Genomic DNA, 18,563 nt, shown 5'->3' on the forward strand with positions numbered 1-18,563 from the left:
CTTAAAGCGCCATCAACACGTCGGGATGGTCCACCAAGCCTTGATAAATGGCATCCAATTGCGCACGGCTGGTCGCTTCTATCATGACGGTGACCGAAACATACGTGCCGCCTTTACTCGGACGACTGCTGACCGCGCCTTCGTGGATGTCGGCCACGTGGCGGCGCACGATTTCGACCACTACGGCATCGAAGCCCGGGCTGCTCTTACCGACCGCCTTTATCGCGAACCGGCAGGGAAATTCCAGCAAACTTTCTGTTTCGCTCATACTAAGGACTGCTTGAACTGCTGCAACAATTGATCCATGCGGAAAAACAGCGGGCCGGGTTTGCCGTCGCCTACCGGCATGCCGTCGATTTCAACCACCGGCACGACTTCCCGGGTGGAGCTTGCCACCCATACTTCGCTGGCATCTTGCAGGGCTTCGACGGCGATAACGTCCTCCCGGTAAGCGATACTGTTAGCCGCGGCCAATTCCAAAATCACGTCGCGGGTAATGCCTGACAAAATTTCGTGGTTCTTGGGCGGCGTGATCAATTCCCCATCGATCACCGCAAACAAATTGCTGGCAGCGCCTTCGGTGACATAACCGTTACGTACCAAAATCGCTTCTTCGCAGTCCTGATCCAAAGCTTCTTGCCGCATCAAGATGTTGGCCAACAAGGTAATCGCTTTGACATGGCATAACTGCCAGCGAATATCGTCCACGGTAATCGCTTTAATTCCCGCTACCCGCCCCGGAAAGGCTTTGATCTCGTTACACATCGCGAATATGGTCGGTACCATAGGATGCGGAAATCCGTGATCTCGCTTGGGTGCGTATCCGCGGGTAATTTGCAAGTAGACGGACTGGTCTTTGTCCTGTTCCAACAGCGGCTGAAAAATCGCCTGCCATTCCGTCGCGGTTTTGGTAAGCTCCAACCGTATCGCCCGCAAGCTGTTATTCAAACGAGTGACGTGTTCCTCCAAGCGAAACAGGCGGCCGCGATATACCGGAATCACTTCGTAAATGCCGTCTCCGAACAAAAAGCCGCGATCGAGTACCGACACTTTGGCCTGGGCCAACGGCAAATATTCGCCGTTCAAATAGACGGTATCGCTCATCAACGCTCCAAAAATACCAAAGCGGCGTCGTACAATCGGCGGAAAAAGCTGCCTTCAGCGACATCTTCCATGGCTACCAACGGTTTGGTCAACACGGTTTCGCCGTTTAAAGTGACTATCAAGCTGCCGACCGTGTCGCCTTTTTTCAACGGTGCTATCACCACTTTATCCAATTGGCTTTCCGGTTTTAATTCGTTGAAATGCTTGCGCGGAGCAGTGACGTAGACGTCCTCACCCACCCCAACCGGCAACAGGGATTTTTCGCCTTTGCGCACCCGGGTTTCGGTTAACGGGGTACCGGCTTGATACAACCTATGCGTTTCGAAAAACCGAAAACCGTAGTTCAACAGCGATTGGCTTTCGTTAGCCCGCGCATTGGGACTGGCAGTACCCATGACCACCGAAATCAAGCGCATGTCCTCCCGCTTGGCGGACGCCACCATGCAATAGCCGGCATCGTCGGTGAAACCGGTTTTCAAGCCGTCCACCGACGCGTCGCGCCACAACAGCAAATTCCGGTTGGTTTGAGTGATACCGTTATAAGTGAATTCTTTTTGCGAATCCCAGCGGTAAAATTCCGGAAAGTCGCGAATCACAGCCTGCGCCAGCAAGGCCAGATCGTGGGCACTACTGTAATGGTTGGGACTCGGCAAACCGGTCGCATTCTCGAAGTGGCTGTTGACCATGCCCAAGCGCGCCGCTTGTTCGTTCATCATGTCGGCAAAGGTTTGCTCGCTGCCGGCCACGTGCTCGGCCAGTGCGACGCTGGCATCGTTGCCCGATTGAATGATCACGCCTTGCAGTAAATCTTCCACCGAGACTTGTTTGTTGACCTCGATAAACATTTTGGAACCGCCGGTCTGCCAGGCGTTTTGACTGACGGTCACTTTTTCGTCCAGGGTCAGATGGCCGGATTTCAGTTCGCGAAACACCACGTAAACCGTCATGATCTTGGTCAAACTTGCCGGGGATACCCGTTTATCCGGATCTTTTTCGGCTAACACACGGCTGCTGTTGAAATCCATCAAAAAGTAACTGCTGCCGGCAATGCTAGGCGGAGCGGGAGTAAAAGCCGGACCGGCGGCCCGAGCCGGCGCGGATAACAAAAATAACAGGCCCAGAAAAAATGCAGCCGCTGAAGACAAAGACAACTTCATGATTACCATTGGTTAGTCGTTCCGAGAATTTGCATTGTAACACCGTAGCGGCCCACCCCCATAACAGCGGACGTGCCGCGCCAGCTTTAAAACCCTTAATTTAAGCCGTACAGGCGATTAAAAACCGCCCGAAAGCCTCGGCCATTTGCGGCAATACAGCGAGCAAGCGATGATCGGCATCCAACATATGCAACACCGCGCGGTGGGTCCGACAGAATCGCCAGGCGTGCTCCGGCGGTACCACCTCGTCTTGCCAGCCGTGAAAAACTTCTATTCGCGACGTATAGGGTTCGAAGGTTTGGCAGGTATAGCCCGGCAGATAGAAGGCCGGCGCGATTAGAAATAATCCTGCGGGCTTGATGTGCGTCGCCGCCACTGTGGCGACGTAAGCGCCCATGCTGGATCCCGCCAGCACGATACGCTCGTAACCGGACAAATCCATATTCAGCAACTGCCGCACCCGCCAGTCGGGATCATTGCTGACTTGATAATCCGGGCTGATAAACGCATATCCGTGCGTCTTGGCGATGCTCGCCAGGGCCAAGGCTTTTTCGCCCCACGGAATGCTGTCCTTGCCGTGATTGTAAATCACCAAATTTTGCATAGCGACCGCCTAATGATGATTAATGAACCTCTCGCCCTACCCTGCTCCGCTCGGATTGCCTCAATTGCCACGCAAGCGGGCGATTAACAAATCGGCGACCCGGCGAGTGGCGCCTTGGTTGCGCAGCACAAAAGCCTTGGCGGTCGCGGCCAGTTTATCGCGGTAATCGGCGTCCCGGTAAATCCGCAAAACGGCGGCGGCCAGTTGCTGAGCATCCGCACATTGCACGACCGCCTGCTCGGCCAACAATCGTTCGGCGATATCCTGGAAGTTAAACATCTGCATGCCGAACAACACCGGAACGCCCACCAACGCCGGTTCCAATACGTTATGCCCGCCTACCGGCACCAGACTACCGCCGACGAAGGCAACATCCGCCGCGGCGTACAACATTTTCAGTTCGCCCATGCTATCGGCCAAGTACACGTCAGTTTCGGCCGCTACGGTTCGCGCCGAACTGCGCGTCACCACCGCCAGCCCCTGTTCCTGCGCCACCCGCTCGACGGCGTGGAAACGCTCGGGATGCCGCGGAGCGATCATTAACAGCAATTCGGGAATTTCCCGCTTCAGTCTGGGATAGAGGTGCATCAACTGCGCTTCCTCGTCTTGATGCGTGCTGGCCAATATCCAAACGAAGCGACCTTTGAATTCGCTACGTTTTAGCTGGCGACCTTTTTCTATCACCTCGGCGTCTATCGACACATCGAACTTCAAATTACCCAAAACCGCAGTGTTATCGGCCAAAGCGCCGATTTGCAGGAAATTTTGCCTATCGGCCTGGGTCTGGCAAGCGATTCCCGCCACCGTGGCCAGTGCAGATTGGCTTAAACTCGGCATTTTGCGATAGGCTGCCGCGGAGCGAGCCGACAAGCGGGCATTGACGATGAACAGGGGCACGGCGCGCCGACGGCAAGCGGCACAGATATTCGGCCAAAGTTCTTTTTCCATGAACACCGCGAGGCGCGGGCGAAAATGCCGTAAAAACCCGGTGATTATCCAAGGCAGATCGTAAGGCAGATACACGTGCTCGACGCTATCGCCCAATACGGCTTTGATTCGAGCGGATCCGGTCGGCGTCGTCGTCGTCACGACTAGGGGCAAGGCAGGCAATTCGGCCTGCAGCAGGCGTATTAAAGGAAACGCGGCTTCCGCCTCTCCCACCGATACGCAATGAAACCAAAGCGTAGGTCCGCGTGCGGGACCGCGGTAAATGCCCAGACGCTCCGCCCAACGCTCCCGATAGGCAGGCGCCTTGAATCCGCGCCAATACAAGCGAGCTAAGATTAGCGGCAAGGCTAGGGTAAATAAGCAGGTATAAAGCCTAAGCATAAAAGCTCGTGGAGTGTCTTCAGGAAATGCAAACCGGAAAACGATTGTAACAAACCCGCATCCGGTTCGCTCAGCGCAAGGACTTAATGGGTTTGCCGACAGGACTTTATATCGATTCGAGAAAAAAAGCCCGACTTGAACACGAGAGACCATTCAAGCCGAGGCTAAAGCGGGCAGATAACCAATTTAACAAAGCCATCCCTGGCGGTCGTCCTGACCATTCCGTCGAGCCTTCCTGAAGGCCGGTTGAGCCGGCCCGTCAACGATCGTAGTTAAGCGGACAAGCGCGCTTTTTTACGTCCGCTAAAACCTAACAAACCCGCAAAAGCGCTACCGAACAGCCACGCGGCTGCGGGTAGCGGCACCGGCGCGGTCAGCGCGGTCGTAATATCCATGCGGTAGTTATCTACCCCGGCGTTCCATCTGGAGAAATCCACCCCGCCGAGATAAATGGTGTAAATCTGCCCGGCTTGCGCCAGGAAGGTGAATCCGGCAACCGCGTCGACGTTGTCGCTATAGCCGATATTGGTTAAGCCGGTAGTTCCGAACGGATTGTCCAAGGTGTAAGGCTTGGAGGCGTTATTCCAAGAACCGTGATGCACGTAATCGCCGGTATTGGTGTCCATGCCTTCGAAAACCGTGACGCCGAACTGGCTGTAGGTTGGCGATTGCAGCTGGCTCAATGCCGTCAGGTTGATCGTAACCCATTGCGTCACGTCCGACGAAATCAGACCGATGTCTGTTTGATGTTTCCAACCGGTGGGTCCGGTCGCGGTCGGATTGCCGTTGCCGTCTAATCCGGTATCGCGCCACGCGCCGCCGCCGGTATCGATTTCCGCGTCGAATCCGTATCTTGCCATGGAATCGGCGCCGGAGATTTGCGCCGTATCGCCTTCACCGCTGAGCTGTACCGCCCAATTCAAATGCGAAGAACCGGTATAGTCGAACGGCAGTTTATTACCGGTAGTACCCGCCCAAGGCAGGATCAAGCCGGAGTTACCTTTGCTTTCCGGTCCGGTACCGTAACCGTCACCGTTGCTATCGGCGATTCGCGTCCAACCGTCGGTTGCGCTCTTGGCGGTGGTGGTAAAGGTGTTATACATGGTGGTCGAAGCTGCAGCGGAGCCGCTGGTGCAGACCAGCGCGGTGCCGGCGATCAGAGTGGAGATAGCTTTCGCTAAAGTAGTATTGGTCATATGGATTCCTACAAATGTGTTACGCGTACAGGGCCAATTCGTTCGATACTGCGGCCATTGCTTAGCGCTACGGATAACGCAACCCTTATGCCAAGTGATTTATACCTATGCGGCGCGGCTTCCAAGCCATGCCAGAACCTTACCCCCCAAGCCGAATAGGTGATTTCCCGCACTAAAATCCGGGCAAATAACACAGCTTACTTTACAAACAGCGCTAGCCGCCGGCAGCGAGTTTTAGCCGCCAGCGGTCATATTGCTGTCACATTGCTGCAATACGCTGTAGCGCAGATCGATGTAAGGACTTAAGCATGCGCGTTACCCATTCACCCCCAAACCGGAAAATCCGCCGCGTTATCGAATTCAGCGGCAACCAGCAAGCGGAGCCCGTGCATCCCTTGCTTGGCGCCATACCCGCCGCAGATTCGCAACGGTGACAAATGCTGATTTTGCCGCGCTTTAAAGCCCTGCTATTCCTGAATCACTTCTAGCGCTTACGGCTTTACTCCGCTCAATCCGTATGCCTGATTTTTAGTTTTTATTTGGACCCACCATTCATGATCGATGCCGAACGCATTTTGCAAGAAACCTATCCGGACGCTAATTGGGGAAAACACAACAAGTTAGTGATCAAAACGTTGCGAAAACTGTTGCACGAAGACGATTTCAACAACGTCATCCGCAAAAACCAGCATTTACGCGGTTATGCGTTCTTGGACAAATTATTGAATTATTTCGATTTCAGCTACCAAGTCAGCAGCAGCTCCTATAACAACATCCCGGCCGAAGGCCGCTTGTTGATTGTCGCCAACCATCCCATAGGCACCTTGGACGGCTTGGCTTTAGTCAAGTTGATCCGTTCCGTTAGACCGGACGTGCGCATCGTCGCCAATCGGGTATTGACTTACATGGAACCGTTGCAATCGGTATTTTTGCCGGTGGACGTATTGAGCGAAAAGAAAGCCTTCAAAGAAAGTTATAAAGCCATGCTGGACGCCTTGGAAAGCGAACAAGCCTTAATTATGTTCCCGGCCGGCGAAGTATCGCGCATCACCCCCAAAGGCATACGCGACGGCAAATGGCAAAGCGGATTCATCAAACTGGCGAAGAAAACCCGCTGCCCCATTTTGCCGGTACACCTGCAGGCCAAGAATTCGGCGTTGTTCTACAGCATGTCCACCTTGTACAAACCGTTAGGCACCATGCTATTGGTCAAAGAAATGTTTAACAAAAACGGCCAGGAGATCAAAATCAAAGTCGGCGCGCCGATTCCCTACCAAGCCATAGTCAACAGCGATCAGAGCGACAAGCAGCTTTGCCAAACATTTCGCAAGCACGTGTTGAATTTGGGCAAGAAAAACAAACTTGCCTTATTCGAAACCTTTGAAGCCGTTCAGCACCCGGCCGACGCCAAAGCGATCAAAAAAGCCTTGTACCAATCGCGCCTGTTAGGCGAAACCCGCGATAGAAAAAAAATCTTCTTATACCAATTTCAAGATGATTGCCCGGTAATGCAGGAAATCGGCCGCTTGCGGGAATTAACCTTTCGTACCGTCGAGGAAGGCACCGGCACGCCTACCGATATCGACAAATTCGACGTCTATTACAGCCACTTGGTACTGTGGGACGAAAACGACTTGGAAATCGTCGGCGCGTATCGGATAGGCGAAGGCCCGAAAATCATGGCAAGCCACGGCATAGACGGTTTCTATACCAGTACCTTATTCGATTTGACCAGCGAATTCGCCCGCTTCTTGCCCAACAGTCTGGAGTTGGGCCGCAGCTTCGTGCAACCGCGCTATTGGGGACAGCATAGCTTGGACTATTTGTGGTACGGCATCGGCGCTTATCTACGCGAGCAACCGGACATCAAATATTTATTCGGCCCGGTTAGCATCAGCAATGCCTACCCGCAATTGGCCAAGGAACTGATCATTGGATTCTACCGACAACAATTCGGTAGCGAGCTACCCAGTGCCAAAGCCAAGCAACCCTTTTTGCTGTCCGAACAATGCCGGCAATTCGCCGCCCAGGAATTTGCGGCCGACTATTCGACCAGCTTTAAGGTTTTAAACAGTGAGTTAAAAAAACTGGGAGTCAAAGTGCCTACCTTGTACAAGCAATATGTCGAATTGTGCGTGGACAAAGGCTGCCACTTCATCGATTTCAACATAGACCCCGACTTTAACAACTGCATCGATAGTTTGATCATGGTGGAAATAGACAAAATCGCACCGAAAAAGCGGCAGCGTTACATCGAAACCTCTTTACACTAATAGCCCTAATAGCCCGGTGTTCCAGGAATTAGCCCAACTCGAATCGCTATTGGAGCGCTTGGATGGCCATGCCCGCATCGAAACCCTGACCCGCATCCGTTGGCAGGGTCACGATTTCCCGGTTTACGCGATTGTGTTAGGGACGTTGCAGCCGCAAGCGCCTACCCTAGGCTTTTTCGGCGGCGTGCACGGGCTGGAAAAGATAGGATCGGAAGTCATATTGTCTTACTTGCAGACCTTGATCGAAATGCTGGAATGGGACCGGGAATTACAACGGCGTCTGGCCGAATCCCGCCTGGTGTTTGTGCCCATCGTCAACCCGGTCGGCGTTTACCGCGGCACCCGCGCCAACGGTAACGGGGTCGATTTGATGCGCAACGCGCCTATCGAAGGTCAAGGCAATACCAAGTTGTATAGCGGCCACCGCTTAACGCCTTGGCTACCGTGGTACCGCGGCGACGCATCCCGCATGGAAACCGAAGCCGAAGCCCTGTGCGAGGTGGTGCGGCGCTATTTGTTCGAGGCCGAACTGTCCATAGTCTTGGATTTGCATTCCGGTTTCGGCATTCGCGACCGTTTGTGGTTTCCTTATGCTTCCTGCCGCGAACCCTTTCCCGACATAGCCGAAGCTTACGCGCTGAAAAATTTATTCGATCATTGTTTTCCTCACCACGTCTATCGCATAGAGCCGATGAGCGAAGAATACGTGATTAACGGCGACCTCTGGGATTATCTATACGACAGTTTCAAATCCTCGCCCCAAGCCGGCCGCTTGTTCTTACCGTTGACCTTGGAAATGGGCTCCTGGTTGTGGTTGCGCAAAAGCCCTTTGCACTTGTTTCAGCGTCACGGCCTGTTTCACCCTTTGCTACCGCATAGGCAACAGCGCATCTTGCGTCGCCATTTCACCTTGTTCGAATTTTTGCACCGCTGTTTATTATCCCCGACTAAATGGGCCGAACAAACTCACGATCAGCGCGTCGACAACCGCCGCGCGGCATGGGAGACTTGGTATGCGTGACGCTTACGGAAAACATTGGCTGTTGCTGCGTGGCTTGTCCAGGGAGTCGGCGCATTGGGGCGATTTCCCCGAGTTGCTGCGGCAAGCGTTTCCGCAATCGAAAATCTCGACCCTGGATTTACCCGGGAGCGGCAACCGCAATTCGGAAAGTTGTCCCATGACCATAGCGGATATTACGGACGCAGTAAGGCGACAAGCGATCCGTCAGAATCTGATGCAGCAACCCTTAACCGTGCTGGCCTTGTCCATGGGCGGCATGATTGCCTGGGAATGGATGCTCAAGCATCCCGAGGATATATGCGCCGGCGCCTTGATCAACGTGAGCCTGGCATCGCTAAGCCCGTTTTATAAGCGAATGCACTGGCGCAACTACCCGGAACTGTTTAAGTTACTAACGCTGCAAGACCCACTGCAGCGTGAGCTGACTATCGTACGCCGAGTGACCAATTTGAACGAGAAACACCATGCGCTCGCCGAGCGCTGGGAGCAAATACACCGCGCCCGCCCCATCAGCCGACTCAACAGTCTGCGACAACTGGCCGCTGCTGCGAGCTACCGGCCCGACGCGCGGAAACCGCAGAGCCCGATACTGTTGTTAAACAGCCGGGGCGACCGTTTGGTCGACCCGGATTGCTCGGCAGCGATTCAACGACGCTGGCAATTACAGTTGGAAACCCACCTTTGGGGCGGCCACGATTTAACTTCGGACGACGGCCCGTGGGTGGTTAACACACTTCAAGCCTGGTTGCGGAAACTGCAAACCGAAGCTGCGGCTAGTTGATTTCGAACTCGGCTTTGTCTCTGCCGGCAGCCAGCAATTCCTGCATCCATTTCGGCGCCAGACCGCGACCCGTCCAAGTTTGAGAAGCATCGGCCGGATTACGGTATTTAGCCGCCACTTTGCTGCCTTTCCTTTCCGACCTTTTATCGCTTTCGCCAATTTCAACAGTCACGCCAATTGACGCCGCAAGTTCCTTAATTTGCGCTAAAACTTCCTTACGCTTGCTGTTCATCCGCTCCTTTAAAGCTCTTTCGGCATTATCGATCAGTGCTTGAATTTCCGCTTCAGAGAGATTGTTAAAATCAGTCATATTTTCCCCATTAAATTAAAAAGCGCCTTAATTATATCACCGCTTTTAATTATTAAATCAAGCATCCTAATGATTAACTAAGAAATTCACTTGGCTAAATAACTTGCCGTCAGCATGGATTAACGCCACTCTCCATTCGCCGACATCTTCGAGTGTAAACTTACGTGAAGATACTAGCTTAAACTTATCCGATTTAATATCGACACGCTTTTTGATCACTAAACCGCCGTTTTTGTACCAAGCTTGATATAGAGTTTGCTTGGCCAATTGCTTTACTTCGCAAAAATAAAACAGCTCCAAGGTTTTACCGGCCTCCGGCACGAACCGGTACGCATCAACCGGCTTTAGCGGTTCGCCTTTTAATAACTCGGTATTCAGCGACGCACGAATTACTCGTCTATCGAAAATGATTGCACCCGGTTTGAAAACTTTTTCGGACAACGTATTGCCGCTAGTCTCAGCCTTAATTCCAACCGGCTTTTCCGGCAAAGCCGGGCTGCCTTCCGTTTTGACGGAATCGCTAATTTGCGAATCCCCGATAGCCGTTTCCGGCGGAAGCGGCTCCGAGGCCGGGCGATCCGAGCCGGCAAATTTAACCCAATAAACCGCGAACGCGATTAATATAAAAAAAGTGAGCACAGCTGCTAGAATTCTACCGGTATGCCATACCGTTACCATTTTCGGATCGATCAATGCTTTCCGATATTTGTCCTTATCGTAATTTATCTTAATAATCACTCTGTTATCCGCCATGCTGCTCTCCGCAATTTTTGCAGCCCGTCTTTGTTCAAGCCAAGCTACGGTGCGCGTTTGCGCTTCGTTTTTCCTTTGGTAATATACCATTAACAGCTACAAACCTTTCTCAAGCGCTAAAACCGGGACGTTATATGAGCAACTTATTGAAACTGTTTAGCGACACCTCGGCGTATTACGGCGGCAACGCCAGCTACATCGAATTGCTTTACGAACAATACCTGAACGATCCTCAATCGGTTTCGGATAAGTGGCGCGAACATTTCGACAATATCCACTGCGGCTCGCACGACGACACACCGCATAGCGTCATCGTCGAACGCTTCGAAAAGCTGGCCATCTCGGAGCCCGGCAAATTAGCCAAAATGCAAGGCTTTACCGAGCAAAGCGTCAAAAAACAATCGGCCGTCGCCAGACTCATCAATCAGTACAGGATGAAAGGCCACCAGATAGCCGCCAATAATCCGCTCGGCAACTCGGAAGCAATACCCAGCGATTTGGAACCGGTGTATTACGGCTTAACGCAAGCGGACATGAAAACCGTGTTCGACACCGGCGGCCTGTGCGGCATAGACCGGCTTCCGCTGCACGCGATCATTCAAACCTTGAATGAAATCTATTGCGGCAGCATAGGCAGCGAATTCATGCATATCGTGGACGCCGAGCCTAAAAATTGGATACGGGCTAAATTGGAAGGCGCGAAGCCTGACTACGCCAGCCATGCGGAAAAACGTATCGGCTTGCTGAAATTGCTGACGGCGGCTGAAGGATTGGAAAAATATTTGCATCGCAAATACGTCGGTCAAAAACGATTCTCGCTGGAAGGCGGCGAATCGCTGATACCGATTCTGGACGAACTGATCCAACGCGCCGGCGAATCGAAAGTCAGAGAGGTGGTGATCGGCATGGCTCACCGCGGCCGCCTGAACGTACTGGTCAACGTACTGGGTAAAAGCCCGGCCGTTCTGTTCGGCGAGTTCGAAGGCACACATACCTCATCTCCCGGCGTATTGACCGGTGACGTCAAATATCACATGGGCTTTTCCTCCAACATCTCCACGCCCGGCGGCCCCATCCACTTGACTCTTGCTTTTAACCCTTCGCATCTGGAAATCATCAATCCGGTCGTGGAAGGCTCCGTTAAAGCCCGACAGGATAGACACGGCGTAGGCGGCGAAGACGCCATTGTGCCGGTACTGATCCACGGCGACGCATCGTTCGCCGGGCAAGGCATCGTCATGGAAACCCTGAACATGTCGGAAACCCGCGCCTTCCATACCGGCGGCACGGTGCACATCGTCATCAACAATCAAATAGGCTTTACCACCAGCAACCCGTTCGACGCCCGTTCCACGCTATATTGCACCGACGTGGCCAATATGATTCAAGCGCCGGTATTTCACGTCAACGGCGACGATCCGGAAGCCGTGGTGTTCATCACCCAGTTAGCGCTCGAATACCGGATGACTTTTCATAAAGACGTCGTGATCGATTTAATTTGCTATCGGCGCTTAGGCCATAACGAAGCGGACGAACCTTCGGCCACTCAACCGATGATGTATCGCAAAATCCGTAATCTCCCGACCAGTCGGCAGCTTTATGCGCAGCAGTTGATCAACGACGGCGCGATCGACGAAGCCACGGTCAATCATCTCGAAGAAGAGTACTATCAGATGCTCAGCGAGGGCAAAGTCGTATCCCGGCCGATTGTGGTAAATCAAAACTACTCCTACTCGGCCCGTTGGGAAAAATATCTGAACCGGGAATGGAACCAGGCCGCCGACACCACTGTGCCGCTGGAACGCCTGCAATTTTGCAATGCGCGCATGCAAATCTTGCCCGAAAATTTCGAATTGCACCCGCGTGTCGCCAAGGTCATGGAAGAACGCAACAAAATGGCCGCAGGGGAAATATCGATGGATTGGGGCTTCGCCGAAAACCTGGCCTACGCGACGTTATTGCTGGACGGTTACGATATACGCCTGACCGGTCAGGACATCGGCCGCGGCACCTTCTCTCACCGCCACGCGATTTTGTTGAATCAACAGAACGGCGACAATTACATTCCGCTGAAACACTTGACCGACCAGCAAGGCCGCGCGCAAATTTTCAATTCGCTGCTGTCCGAAGCCGGCGTGCTGGGCTTCGAATACGGTTACAGCTCCACCGAACCCGACAAATTGGTGATTTGGGAGGCGCAGTTCGGCGACTTCGCCAACGGCGCCCAAGTAGTTATCGATCAGTTCATCACCTCGGGCGAAACCAAATGGGGCAAATTGAGCGGTCTGGTCATGCTGCTGCCGCACGGTTTCGAGGGCCAAGGTCCGGAACACTCCTCCGCTCGGCTGGAAAGATATTTACAATTGTGCGCCGACCAAAACATCCAAGTGTGCTCGCCCACCACACCGTCGCAAATCTTTCACCTGTTACGCCGGCAGTTGATACGCCAATACCGTAAGCCCTTGGTGGTCATGAGCCCCAAGAGCCTATTGCGCCACAAACTGGCGGTATCCAAGCTGGAAGACTTAACCGAGCGTGGCTTCATGCCGACTATCGGCGAAATCGACGACATCGATCCGTTTGCGACCACCCGCTTGGTCCTTTGCAGCGGAAAAGTCTACTATGACTTGCTGGAAGCGCGCCGCGACGCCGACCTGAAACACGTTGCCATCATCCGCATCGAACAGTTATATCCGTTCCCTAACGACGCTTTTCGCGCGGAACTGGAAAAATACCCCAACATCGACCTAGTCGTCTGGTGTCAGGAAGAACCGCGCAACCAAGGCGCTTGGTATCAAATTAAGCATCATTTTTACGAACTGATCGACGATAATATCCCCATCATGTACGCAGGCAGGCCGCCATCAGCCGCCCCGGCCGTGGGCAACTATAAAACCCATCTTACCGAGCAGAAGGCCGTCGTGCATACCGCCCTATTTGGCAGCAAAGAAGGAAATAAACATGAGTTTTGACATATTGGTGCCCCATCTTCCTGAATCGGTTTCAGATGCTACGCTGGTCGCTTGGCACAAACAAGCCGGCGACTGGGTTAACGCCGGCGACAACCTAGCCGACCTGGAAACCGATAAAGTGATCCTGGAAGTGCCCGCACCGTCTGCCGGAGTGCTACTGGAAATCGTCAGACAACCGGGAGAAACCGTGGCCGGCGGCGAGATTCTGGCCCGATTCGACGCCAAACAGAAAACCGCTGTGCCGGAAAAGCCGACTCCCGCAGTGCAATCCGGGAGTGCCGAACCCCAGTCCGGCAAAGCCGAGTCACCGCTAAGCCCATCGGTACGCAAACTGGTCGCCGAAAACGAGTTGAACCCGGCAGCCATCAGCGGCAGCGGCAAGCACGGACGGATTTTAAAAAGCGACGTACTGGAATTTTTAGAAGAACAAAGCGCTCCGCAACCAACCCCGGTGCCAGCACCTCAGCCACCGGCCCAAGAAGCCAGCCACGCACCGTTGTCGGCTACTGCGGTCGCCAGCCTGCGCCCCGAGCAACGCGTGCCGATGACGCGATTGCGGGCGAAAATCGCCGAACGCCTGCTGCAAGCCCAGCAAAACGCCGCGATGCTGACCACCTTTAACGAGGTCAATCTAAAATCGGTCATCGATCTGCGCAATCAATACAAAGACCGGTTCGAGGCCAAGCACAACGTCAAACTCGGCTTCATGTCGTTTTTCGTCAAAGCCTCTATCGAAGCCTTAAAGCGCTTTCCGGCCATCAACTCCTCGATAGACGGCAACGACATCATTTACCACGGTTATTACGACATCGGCATAGCGGTCACCACGCAGCGCGGCTTGATCGTACCCATATTGCGCGACGCCGATCAACTGGATTTCGCCGGCATCGAAAAAGGCATACAGGATTTCAGCAGCAAAGCCCGTAGCGGTTCTATCAGCATGGAAGACCTGAGCGGCGGCACCTTTACCATCACCAACGGCGGCATCTTCGGCTCCATGCTGTCCACGCCGATTTTGAATCCGCCGCAATGCGCGATTTTAGGCATGCACGCCATCAAGGACCGGCCCATCGTCGAAAACGGCGAAATCGTCATCCGCCCCATCATGTATCTGGCCCTGTCTTACGACCATAGGCTGGTAGACGGCAAAGAAGCCGTGCAATTTTTGGGCATCATCAAAGAAAGCCTGGAAGCTCCGGCTCACCTGCTATTGAACATATAACCCCACCGCACCTTGCGCGCCGTCCGCTCGCGGCGCCTCAGACCATCTTACGCCATGCGTTACACCATCTTACCCGTCACCGATTATCAACAAAATTGCACGCTGTTGGTCTGCGAAAAAACCGGACAAGCAGCGCTAGTCGATCCGGGCGGCGATTTGGACGACGTATTGGCGGTCGTCGAAGCGCAGAAGGTCGAATTGGCGGCCATTTTGGTAACTCATGGCCACATGGACCATGTTGGCGGCGTCGCCGAACTCGCCGACAAATTAAAACTACCGATTTACGGCCCGCACCGGGAAGACGACTTCTGGATTCAAAACCTGCCTAAGCAATGCGAGATGTTCGGCTTCCCTATGAGCGAACGTTTTACTCCGACGCGCTGGCTACAGGACGGCGACCGGGTCAGCGTGGGCGAACAAGTTCTGGAGGTCATACACTGCCCCGGACATACACCCGGCCACGTGGTGTTCTATCACGCCGCCAGCAAATTGGCCTTGGTTGGCGACGTACTGTTTAAAGGCTCTATCGGCCGCACCGATTTTCCGCGCGGCGATTACCAGACGTTAATCGATTCGATACAACTCAAATTGTGGCCACTGGGCGCGGACGTGGCCTTCATACCCGGCCACGGCCCCATGTCGACTTTCGGCGCGGAAATGCGCAGCAATCCGTTTGTGCGCATACGCTGAGACGGCTAACTGCAGCCAACGGCGTTGCCTTAGGATGCGAATAGCCGTTAGAATCAAACCTTCTCGTACCCAAAGGAAGGTAGCCATGGCCCACAAACTCGCACTAAGCAACAAGCTGCTGTTACCCTTACTGCTAAGCGGTTATATGAGCGGCTCGACAGCCCTAGCCGACGTCGTATCCGGCCGCTATCAAGGCACTATCAATTTCGATAGCGGCTTAGGCCTACTCGGCCAAATTATGTACGTCGATTTCAGCTACGACGCCGGCGTTCCCTATTTTCAAAACATAACCGAGCCGCCGTTGCACGACGCGGCCGATTATTTCGATTATTTACTCGAGATGAGGATTCGCATCGGCGACAACGTTTGGGATTGGCAGCCAACCTTGGGCACTTCGTTTATCTCGCTTTACAACGACAGCCTGATTAGTACCCTGATTGGTACGGAAGACAGAATCGTCGCATACAACGACGCATTCACCGGCCCCTTACTCGTCCCGGGAGTAGAAGATATTTCCTACGCATTCAGCCTTTATCTGTCGGACAACCTGGGCTTGGACGGCCTGGACACCGCCCAATCGCTACCCAACAGCGCACCTAACCCGGAACTGTTTAACAACTTGGTGTGGAATTCGATGGAATTCGCCTTTTTTACCGGCAACGGCGAGTCCGGAGAGTTTTATTTCATTACCACGTCCGATGTGACTCCGGTGCCTATTCCTGGCGCATACGGGTTATTCGCTTCGGCAATTTTGTTATTACCCAAGCAAAAGCGGAGCGGATGAGTAGGCATAAAAAAGGGGCTGATTCAGCCCCTTTTTAATTGCGCTAAAAGCCCTGATTATTTGTTGGCATCAACCAGTTTATTAAAAGCTTCAACCCGTTGTTTGCCGATGTTCGCCAAATCGATACCGTTTTCGATAATCATCGCAATCAAGCCTGGCGTGTTATAGACGATTTTCCCCAAGTAAGCGACGGCCGGAATCGCCACAATCGCGCCAAACAGCGTTCCGAAACCCAATACGCCCAAAAATTTGGTCAACAGCACCACAACATCCAAAGGCAGTAATATCATGGTGCCGAAATACACCAATACGATGAAAGTAAATAAAACGAAGACCACAAATTGCAGCAGCCGTATCAAAATGACATTCAGGTTTTTCATGATTTGAATTCTCGGGAAATATTTAGCAAACTGAGCAAGACCAAACGTTTAGCTGATAACGCCGGCCCAAAAACATCGCACATTATAAAATAAAACCCTAAAAACCACTCAAGTTTTTACCATAACTTAACCGGCGTCATGTCAAGGGATGTAGCGCACATGCTAGCCGGATGCATCAAAAACCGGTCAAGTTTCCTTAACCTTGTCAGTTTCGAGTTAAACCCAAAGGCGGCAGCCTTTACGAGTAATAATCGTAATCCTCGGATTTTTTCAATTTAAACTTGGGCTCGACATCCACCTCTTGGTGATTCAGTTTTTCCCGGCCCGGCTCGGGTAAGGCCCGAACGGATTCGATAAACTCTTTAAACCAAAGGCTTTCGGCAACCGGCTGCATATCCTCGTCCTGCACAATAGTAGACTCGTTGGGCAAACTACCGAATTCTTTTGCTTGCTCCAGGGCTTTTTGACAGGCCGTTTCGTCGCCGCGAAGAGCATAAATGCAGGCCAGATTATAGGCCGCGCTGGCTTTTTGAATCGCGCAAGCTTGCTCGAAAAACTCCTCCGCCTTTGCGTAACACCCCGTTCGTTCGGCCGCCGGGCGCAAACGAGCCAATTCCATGTACGCCACGCCGCCGTCGATTGCCGCGCCTAAATAATTGGGCGCGGTTAACAAGCAAAAGGTAAATTTCGAGATGGCATCTTCGAGAGTGGCGGCCGCTTCCGAACCTTGTTTGGTTCCAGCCTCGTGCAACAGCCCGAACCCCCAATGGTACAAGGCCTCGGAAAACATTAAATTGTCGACGAGTACGCCGGCAAACCCCTGGTAAGCGCTTTTATACAATTGCTCCGCTTTGCCGCCTTCGCTTTTGCGGGCTTGAGCCACGTGTTTGATTGCAGCATCCAAGGTGGATCGCTTTTTAAAAGAACTCAATAATGACATGACGATTTCCTCATCAGGATAACAACTGCTTGCGATAAAATAACCGCCAAGTCTACAACATCGCCTGTCGTTCCGAAAAACCGTTTTATGCAACACTTACCGTCGGACCTTGAAAAAGCCAAGGTCAACCTGGAAACCTCGCAAATCGCCTGGCGGGAATTGCAGCGTTTTTTCGCTGCCGGTCAAACCATAGCGGTAGCCGCCGATTTGGATTTGATCGAAGTCGCCTATCAATTTTCCGCCGACAACCGAACGCTAGTCGCCGCTTGGTTGCAACAGGGAGTGGTCGGACCGGTCAGTGACCGGCAGGCCAGCGAATGGTACCAAGACGACAGTCCGGTATGGGCCGTGGTAGTCAAACCGTGGATCTTGGTACAAGCCTCTGCCCAACCTGCCGATTAAGACGGGAAATACTTGCGCACCAGCCAATAGTCGGCGCTAACGTAACGGCCGCCGCCGGTAAAAAACAATGCCAGCAGCATGACGAAATAAGTAGCCGCGAACTCTATCCCGTTATTCAATACCACAAAATTGCCGAACTCCGTCAACCACTGGTAATCGCCTTGCGCCTGCAAGAGTTCTTTGGCTTGCGCCAAGCGCTCCACGGCGGCTTTTGTGCGGTCGGTAGCAAAAATCCCGTCGCCGGTGGCAATTGCCAACCAACCGTTGTGCCAATGTACCGTAAAAGCCGCGAACGCCATGATCACCATCAGCGGCAAGCTAATAAACCGGGTTGCAAAACCGAACAACAAAAACAGCGCACCCAAAATTTCGAATAATCCGACTAGGAAGACCAGCAAATATGGAGCAGGCAGCCCTAACCCCCATTCGGCATTACCGAACCACTCGGCGGTATCGGTAAAACCGGAGAATTTCTTGGCCCCCGCCATCCATAACACCGGCGCCAAATATAGACGCATCAACAACGGCGCTAAAAAATCCACGCACTGAGCCTTATCGCAAGCCTTGCGGACCCACGCTACGACAATCGGTGCCGTTTCCAGCATAATTGCCGCGAACTTCGAAAACATCGTATTACTCATTTCC

19 protein-coding genes are annotated in these 18,563 nt (G+C 53.2%); 8 read left to right on the forward strand and 11 right to left on the reverse strand.

Annotated elements, in window-relative coordinates; genetic code table 11:
• Nucleotide 1 precedes the first annotated feature (1 nt).
• From F1E05_RS14075 to F1E05_RS14100, 6 genes are all read right to left on the reverse strand, one after another.
• On the reverse strand, nucleotides 2-268 hold the full coding sequence (locus tag F1E05_RS14075; RefSeq protein WP_150049512.1) for a YbeD family protein: 267 nt from the start codon (nucleotides 266-268) through the stop codon (nucleotides 2-4).
• The gene (locus F1E05_RS14080) at nucleotides 265-1,104 is read right to left on the reverse strand and encodes a D-amino acid aminotransferase (RefSeq protein ID WP_150049514.1); all 840 of its coding nucleotides are present in this window, start codon (nucleotides 1,102-1,104) and stop codon (nucleotides 265-267) included. The genes F1E05_RS14075 and F1E05_RS14080 overlap by 4 nt, the downstream gene beginning before the upstream one ends.
• Nucleotides 1,104-2,270, reverse strand: a complete 1,167-nt coding sequence (locus F1E05_RS14085; RefSeq protein ID WP_232056657.1) for a D-alanyl-D-alanine carboxypeptidase family protein — start codon at nucleotides 2,268-2,270, stop codon at nucleotides 1,104-1,106. The genes F1E05_RS14080 and F1E05_RS14085 overlap by 1 nt, the downstream gene beginning before the upstream one ends.
• A gap of 91 nt (nucleotides 2,271-2,361) precedes the next feature.
• Complete coding sequence (locus F1E05_RS14090) at nucleotides 2,362-2,865, reverse strand: YqiA/YcfP family alpha/beta fold hydrolase (protein WP_150049518.1); 504 nt, start codon at nucleotides 2,863-2,865, stop codon at nucleotides 2,362-2,364.
• A 60-nt stretch (nucleotides 2,866-2,925) separates the two neighbouring features.
• Nucleotides 2,926-4,194 carry a lipid IV(A) 3-deoxy-D-manno-octulosonic acid transferase gene (waaA, locus tag F1E05_RS14095; protein WP_150049520.1) on the reverse strand — a complete coding sequence of 423 codons (1,269 nt, stop codon included), beginning with the start codon at nucleotides 4,192-4,194 and terminating at the stop codon, nucleotides 2,926-2,928.
• 272 nt (nucleotides 4,195-4,466) lie between these two features.
• Nucleotides 4,467-5,390, reverse strand: coding sequence for a VPLPA-CTERM sorting domain-containing protein (locus F1E05_RS14100; protein WP_150049522.1), 924 nt, complete (start codon nucleotides 5,388-5,390; stop codon nucleotides 4,467-4,469).
• A gap of 554 nt (nucleotides 5,391-5,944) precedes the next feature.
• On the opposite strand from F1E05_RS14100, the gene F1E05_RS14105 reads away from it, so the two are divergent.
• From F1E05_RS14105 to F1E05_RS14115, 3 genes are read left to right on the forward strand one after another with little or no spacing between them, the layout of a single operon-like run.
• The gene (locus F1E05_RS14105) at nucleotides 5,945-7,663 is read left to right on the forward strand and encodes a lysophospholipid acyltransferase family protein (protein WP_150049524.1); all 1,719 of its coding nucleotides are present in this window, start codon (nucleotides 5,945-5,947) and stop codon (nucleotides 7,661-7,663) included.
• Nucleotides 7,664-7,679: 16 nt separating this feature from the next.
• On the forward strand, nucleotides 7,680-8,684 hold the full coding sequence (locus tag F1E05_RS14110; RefSeq protein ID WP_150049526.1) for a M14 family zinc carboxypeptidase: 1,005 nt from the start codon (nucleotides 7,680-7,682) through the stop codon (nucleotides 8,682-8,684).
• Nucleotides 8,677-9,465 (forward strand): alpha/beta fold hydrolase, encoded by a 789-nt coding sequence (locus F1E05_RS14115; RefSeq protein ID WP_150049528.1) that lies wholly within the window; start codon nucleotides 8,677-8,679, stop codon nucleotides 9,463-9,465. The genes F1E05_RS14110 and F1E05_RS14115 overlap by 8 nt, the downstream gene beginning before the upstream one ends.
• On the opposite strand, the gene F1E05_RS14120 is transcribed toward F1E05_RS14115, so the two are convergent.
• Nucleotides 9,458-9,775, reverse strand: a complete 318-nt coding sequence (locus tag F1E05_RS14120) for an H-NS histone family protein (protein ID WP_150049530.1) — start codon at nucleotides 9,773-9,775, stop codon at nucleotides 9,458-9,460. The genes F1E05_RS14115 and F1E05_RS14120 overlap by 8 nt on opposite strands.
• Nucleotides 9,776-9,841: 66 nt before the next feature.
• The gene (locus tag F1E05_RS14125) at nucleotides 9,842-10,618 is read right to left on the reverse strand and encodes a DUF2914 domain-containing protein (RefSeq protein WP_150049532.1); all 777 of its coding nucleotides are present in this window, start codon (nucleotides 10,616-10,618) and stop codon (nucleotides 9,842-9,844) included.
• A 44-nt stretch (nucleotides 10,619-10,662) separates the two neighbouring features.
• Between F1E05_RS14125 and F1E05_RS14130 the strand changes: the two genes are divergently transcribed.
• From F1E05_RS14130 to F1E05_RS14145, 4 genes are all read left to right on the forward strand, one after another.
• On the forward strand, nucleotides 10,663-13,500 hold the full coding sequence (locus F1E05_RS14130) for a 2-oxoglutarate dehydrogenase E1 component (protein ID WP_150049534.1): 2,838 nt from the start codon (nucleotides 10,663-10,665) through the stop codon (nucleotides 13,498-13,500).
• Entirely contained in the window at nucleotides 13,490-14,722 is a 1,233-nt protein-coding gene (gene odhB / locus F1E05_RS14135; RefSeq protein ID WP_150049536.1) for a 2-oxoglutarate dehydrogenase complex dihydrolipoyllysine-residue succinyltransferase, read from the forward strand. The genes F1E05_RS14130 and odhB overlap by 11 nt, the downstream gene beginning before the upstream one ends.
• Before the next feature lie 54 nt (nucleotides 14,723-14,776).
• Entirely contained in the window at nucleotides 14,777-15,412 is a 636-nt protein-coding gene (locus tag F1E05_RS14140; protein WP_150049538.1) for an MBL fold metallo-hydrolase, read from the forward strand.
• An 85-nt stretch (nucleotides 15,413-15,497) separates the two neighbouring features.
• The gene (locus F1E05_RS14145) at nucleotides 15,498-16,196 is read left to right on the forward strand and encodes a hypothetical protein (protein WP_150049540.1); all 699 of its coding nucleotides are present in this window, start codon (nucleotides 15,498-15,500) and stop codon (nucleotides 16,194-16,196) included.
• A gap of 56 nt (nucleotides 16,197-16,252) precedes the next feature.
• Here the strand turns inward: F1E05_RS14145 and F1E05_RS14150 are convergent, their stop codons facing one another.
• Nucleotides 16,253-16,576 carry a hypothetical protein gene (locus tag F1E05_RS14150; RefSeq protein WP_150049542.1) on the reverse strand — a complete coding sequence of 108 codons (324 nt, stop codon included), beginning with the start codon at nucleotides 16,574-16,576 and terminating at the stop codon, nucleotides 16,253-16,255.
• Nucleotides 16,577-16,814: 238 nt separating this feature from the next.
• The gene (locus F1E05_RS14155; protein WP_150049544.1) at nucleotides 16,815-17,516 is read right to left on the reverse strand and encodes a Tom20 family protein; all 702 of its coding nucleotides are present in this window, start codon (nucleotides 17,514-17,516) and stop codon (nucleotides 16,815-16,817) included.
• Nucleotides 17,517-17,603: 87 nt separating this feature from the next.
• On the opposite strand from F1E05_RS14155, the gene F1E05_RS14160 reads away from it, so the two are divergent.
• Nucleotides 17,604-17,918: a DUF2288 domain-containing protein gene (locus F1E05_RS14160; protein ID WP_150049546.1), complete on the forward strand. Its 315-nt coding sequence runs from the start codon at nucleotides 17,604-17,606 to the stop codon at nucleotides 17,916-17,918.
• Here F1E05_RS14160 and F1E05_RS14165 read toward each other — a convergent pair.
• On the reverse strand, nucleotides 17,915-18,559 hold the full coding sequence (locus F1E05_RS14165) for an HvfX family Cu-binding RiPP maturation protein (protein ID WP_150049548.1): 645 nt from the start codon (nucleotides 18,557-18,559) through the stop codon (nucleotides 17,915-17,917). The genes F1E05_RS14160 and F1E05_RS14165 overlap by 4 nt on opposite strands.
• Between the last annotated feature and the right edge of the window lie 4 nt (nucleotides 18,560-18,563).

Source organism: Methylomonas rhizoryzae, assembly GCF_008632455.1.
Lineage (GTDB): Bacteria > Pseudomonadota > Gammaproteobacteria > Methylococcales > Methylomonadaceae > Methylomonas > Methylomonas rhizoryzae.

What these genes read in the sequence shown, in the direction of transcription:
- F1E05_RS14130 (WP_150049534.1), top strand. Translation starts at nt 10,663, where the DNA reads ATGAGCAACTTATTGAAACTGTTTAGCGACACCTCGGCGTATTACGGC.
- F1E05_RS14115 (WP_150049528.1), top strand. Translation starts at nt 8,677, where the DNA reads ATGCGTGACGCTTACGGAAAACATTGGCTGTTGCTGCGTGGCTTGTCC.
- F1E05_RS14125 (WP_150049532.1), bottom strand. Translation starts at nt 10,618, where the DNA reads ATGGTATATTACCAAAGGAAAAACGAAGCGCAAACGCGCACCGTAGCT.
- waaA (WP_150049520.1), bottom strand. Translation starts at nt 4,194, where the DNA reads ATGCTTAGGCTTTATACCTGCTTATTTACCCTAGCCTTGCCGCTAATC.
- F1E05_RS14150 (WP_150049542.1), bottom strand. Translation starts at nt 16,576, where the DNA reads ATGAAAAACCTGAATGTCATTTTGATACGGCTGCTGCAATTTGTGGTC.
- F1E05_RS14145 (WP_150049540.1), top strand. Translation starts at nt 15,498, where the DNA reads ATGGCCCACAAACTCGCACTAAGCAACAAGCTGCTGTTACCCTTACTG.
- F1E05_RS14100 (WP_150049522.1), bottom strand. Translation starts at nt 5,390, where the DNA reads ATGACCAATACTACTTTAGCGAAAGCTATCTCCACTCTGATCGCCGGC.
- F1E05_RS14120 (WP_150049530.1), bottom strand. Translation starts at nt 9,775, where the DNA reads ATGACTGATTTTAACAATCTCTCTGAAGCGGAAATTCAAGCACTGATC.
- odhB (WP_150049536.1), top strand. Translation starts at nt 13,490, where the DNA reads ATGAGTTTTGACATATTGGTGCCCCATCTTCCTGAATCGGTTTCAGAT.
- F1E05_RS14075 (WP_150049512.1), bottom strand. Translation starts at nt 268, where the DNA reads ATGAGCGAAACAGAAAGTTTGCTGGAATTTCCCTGCCGGTTCGCGATA.
- F1E05_RS14080 (WP_150049514.1), bottom strand. Translation starts at nt 1,104, where the DNA reads ATGAGCGATACCGTCTATTTGAACGGCGAATATTTGCCGTTGGCCCAG.
- F1E05_RS14160 (WP_150049546.1), top strand. Translation starts at nt 17,604, where the DNA reads ATGCAACACTTACCGTCGGACCTTGAAAAAGCCAAGGTCAACCTGGAA.
- F1E05_RS14085 (WP_232056657.1), bottom strand. Translation starts at nt 2,270, where the DNA reads ATGGTAATCATGAAGTTGTCTTTGTCTTCAGCGGCTGCATTTTTTCTG.
- F1E05_RS14165 (WP_150049548.1), bottom strand. Translation starts at nt 18,559, where the DNA reads ATGAGTAATACGATGTTTTCGAAGTTCGCGGCAATTATGCTGGAAACG.
- F1E05_RS14155 (WP_150049544.1), bottom strand. Translation starts at nt 17,516, where the DNA reads ATGTCATTATTGAGTTCTTTTAAAAAGCGATCCACCTTGGATGCTGCA.
- F1E05_RS14140 (WP_150049538.1), top strand. Translation starts at nt 14,777, where the DNA reads ATGCGTTACACCATCTTACCCGTCACCGATTATCAACAAAATTGCACG.
- F1E05_RS14090 (WP_150049518.1), bottom strand. Translation starts at nt 2,865, where the DNA reads ATGCAAAATTTGGTGATTTACAATCACGGCAAGGACAGCATTCCGTGG.
- F1E05_RS14105 (WP_150049524.1), top strand. Translation starts at nt 5,945, where the DNA reads ATGATCGATGCCGAACGCATTTTGCAAGAAACCTATCCGGACGCTAAT.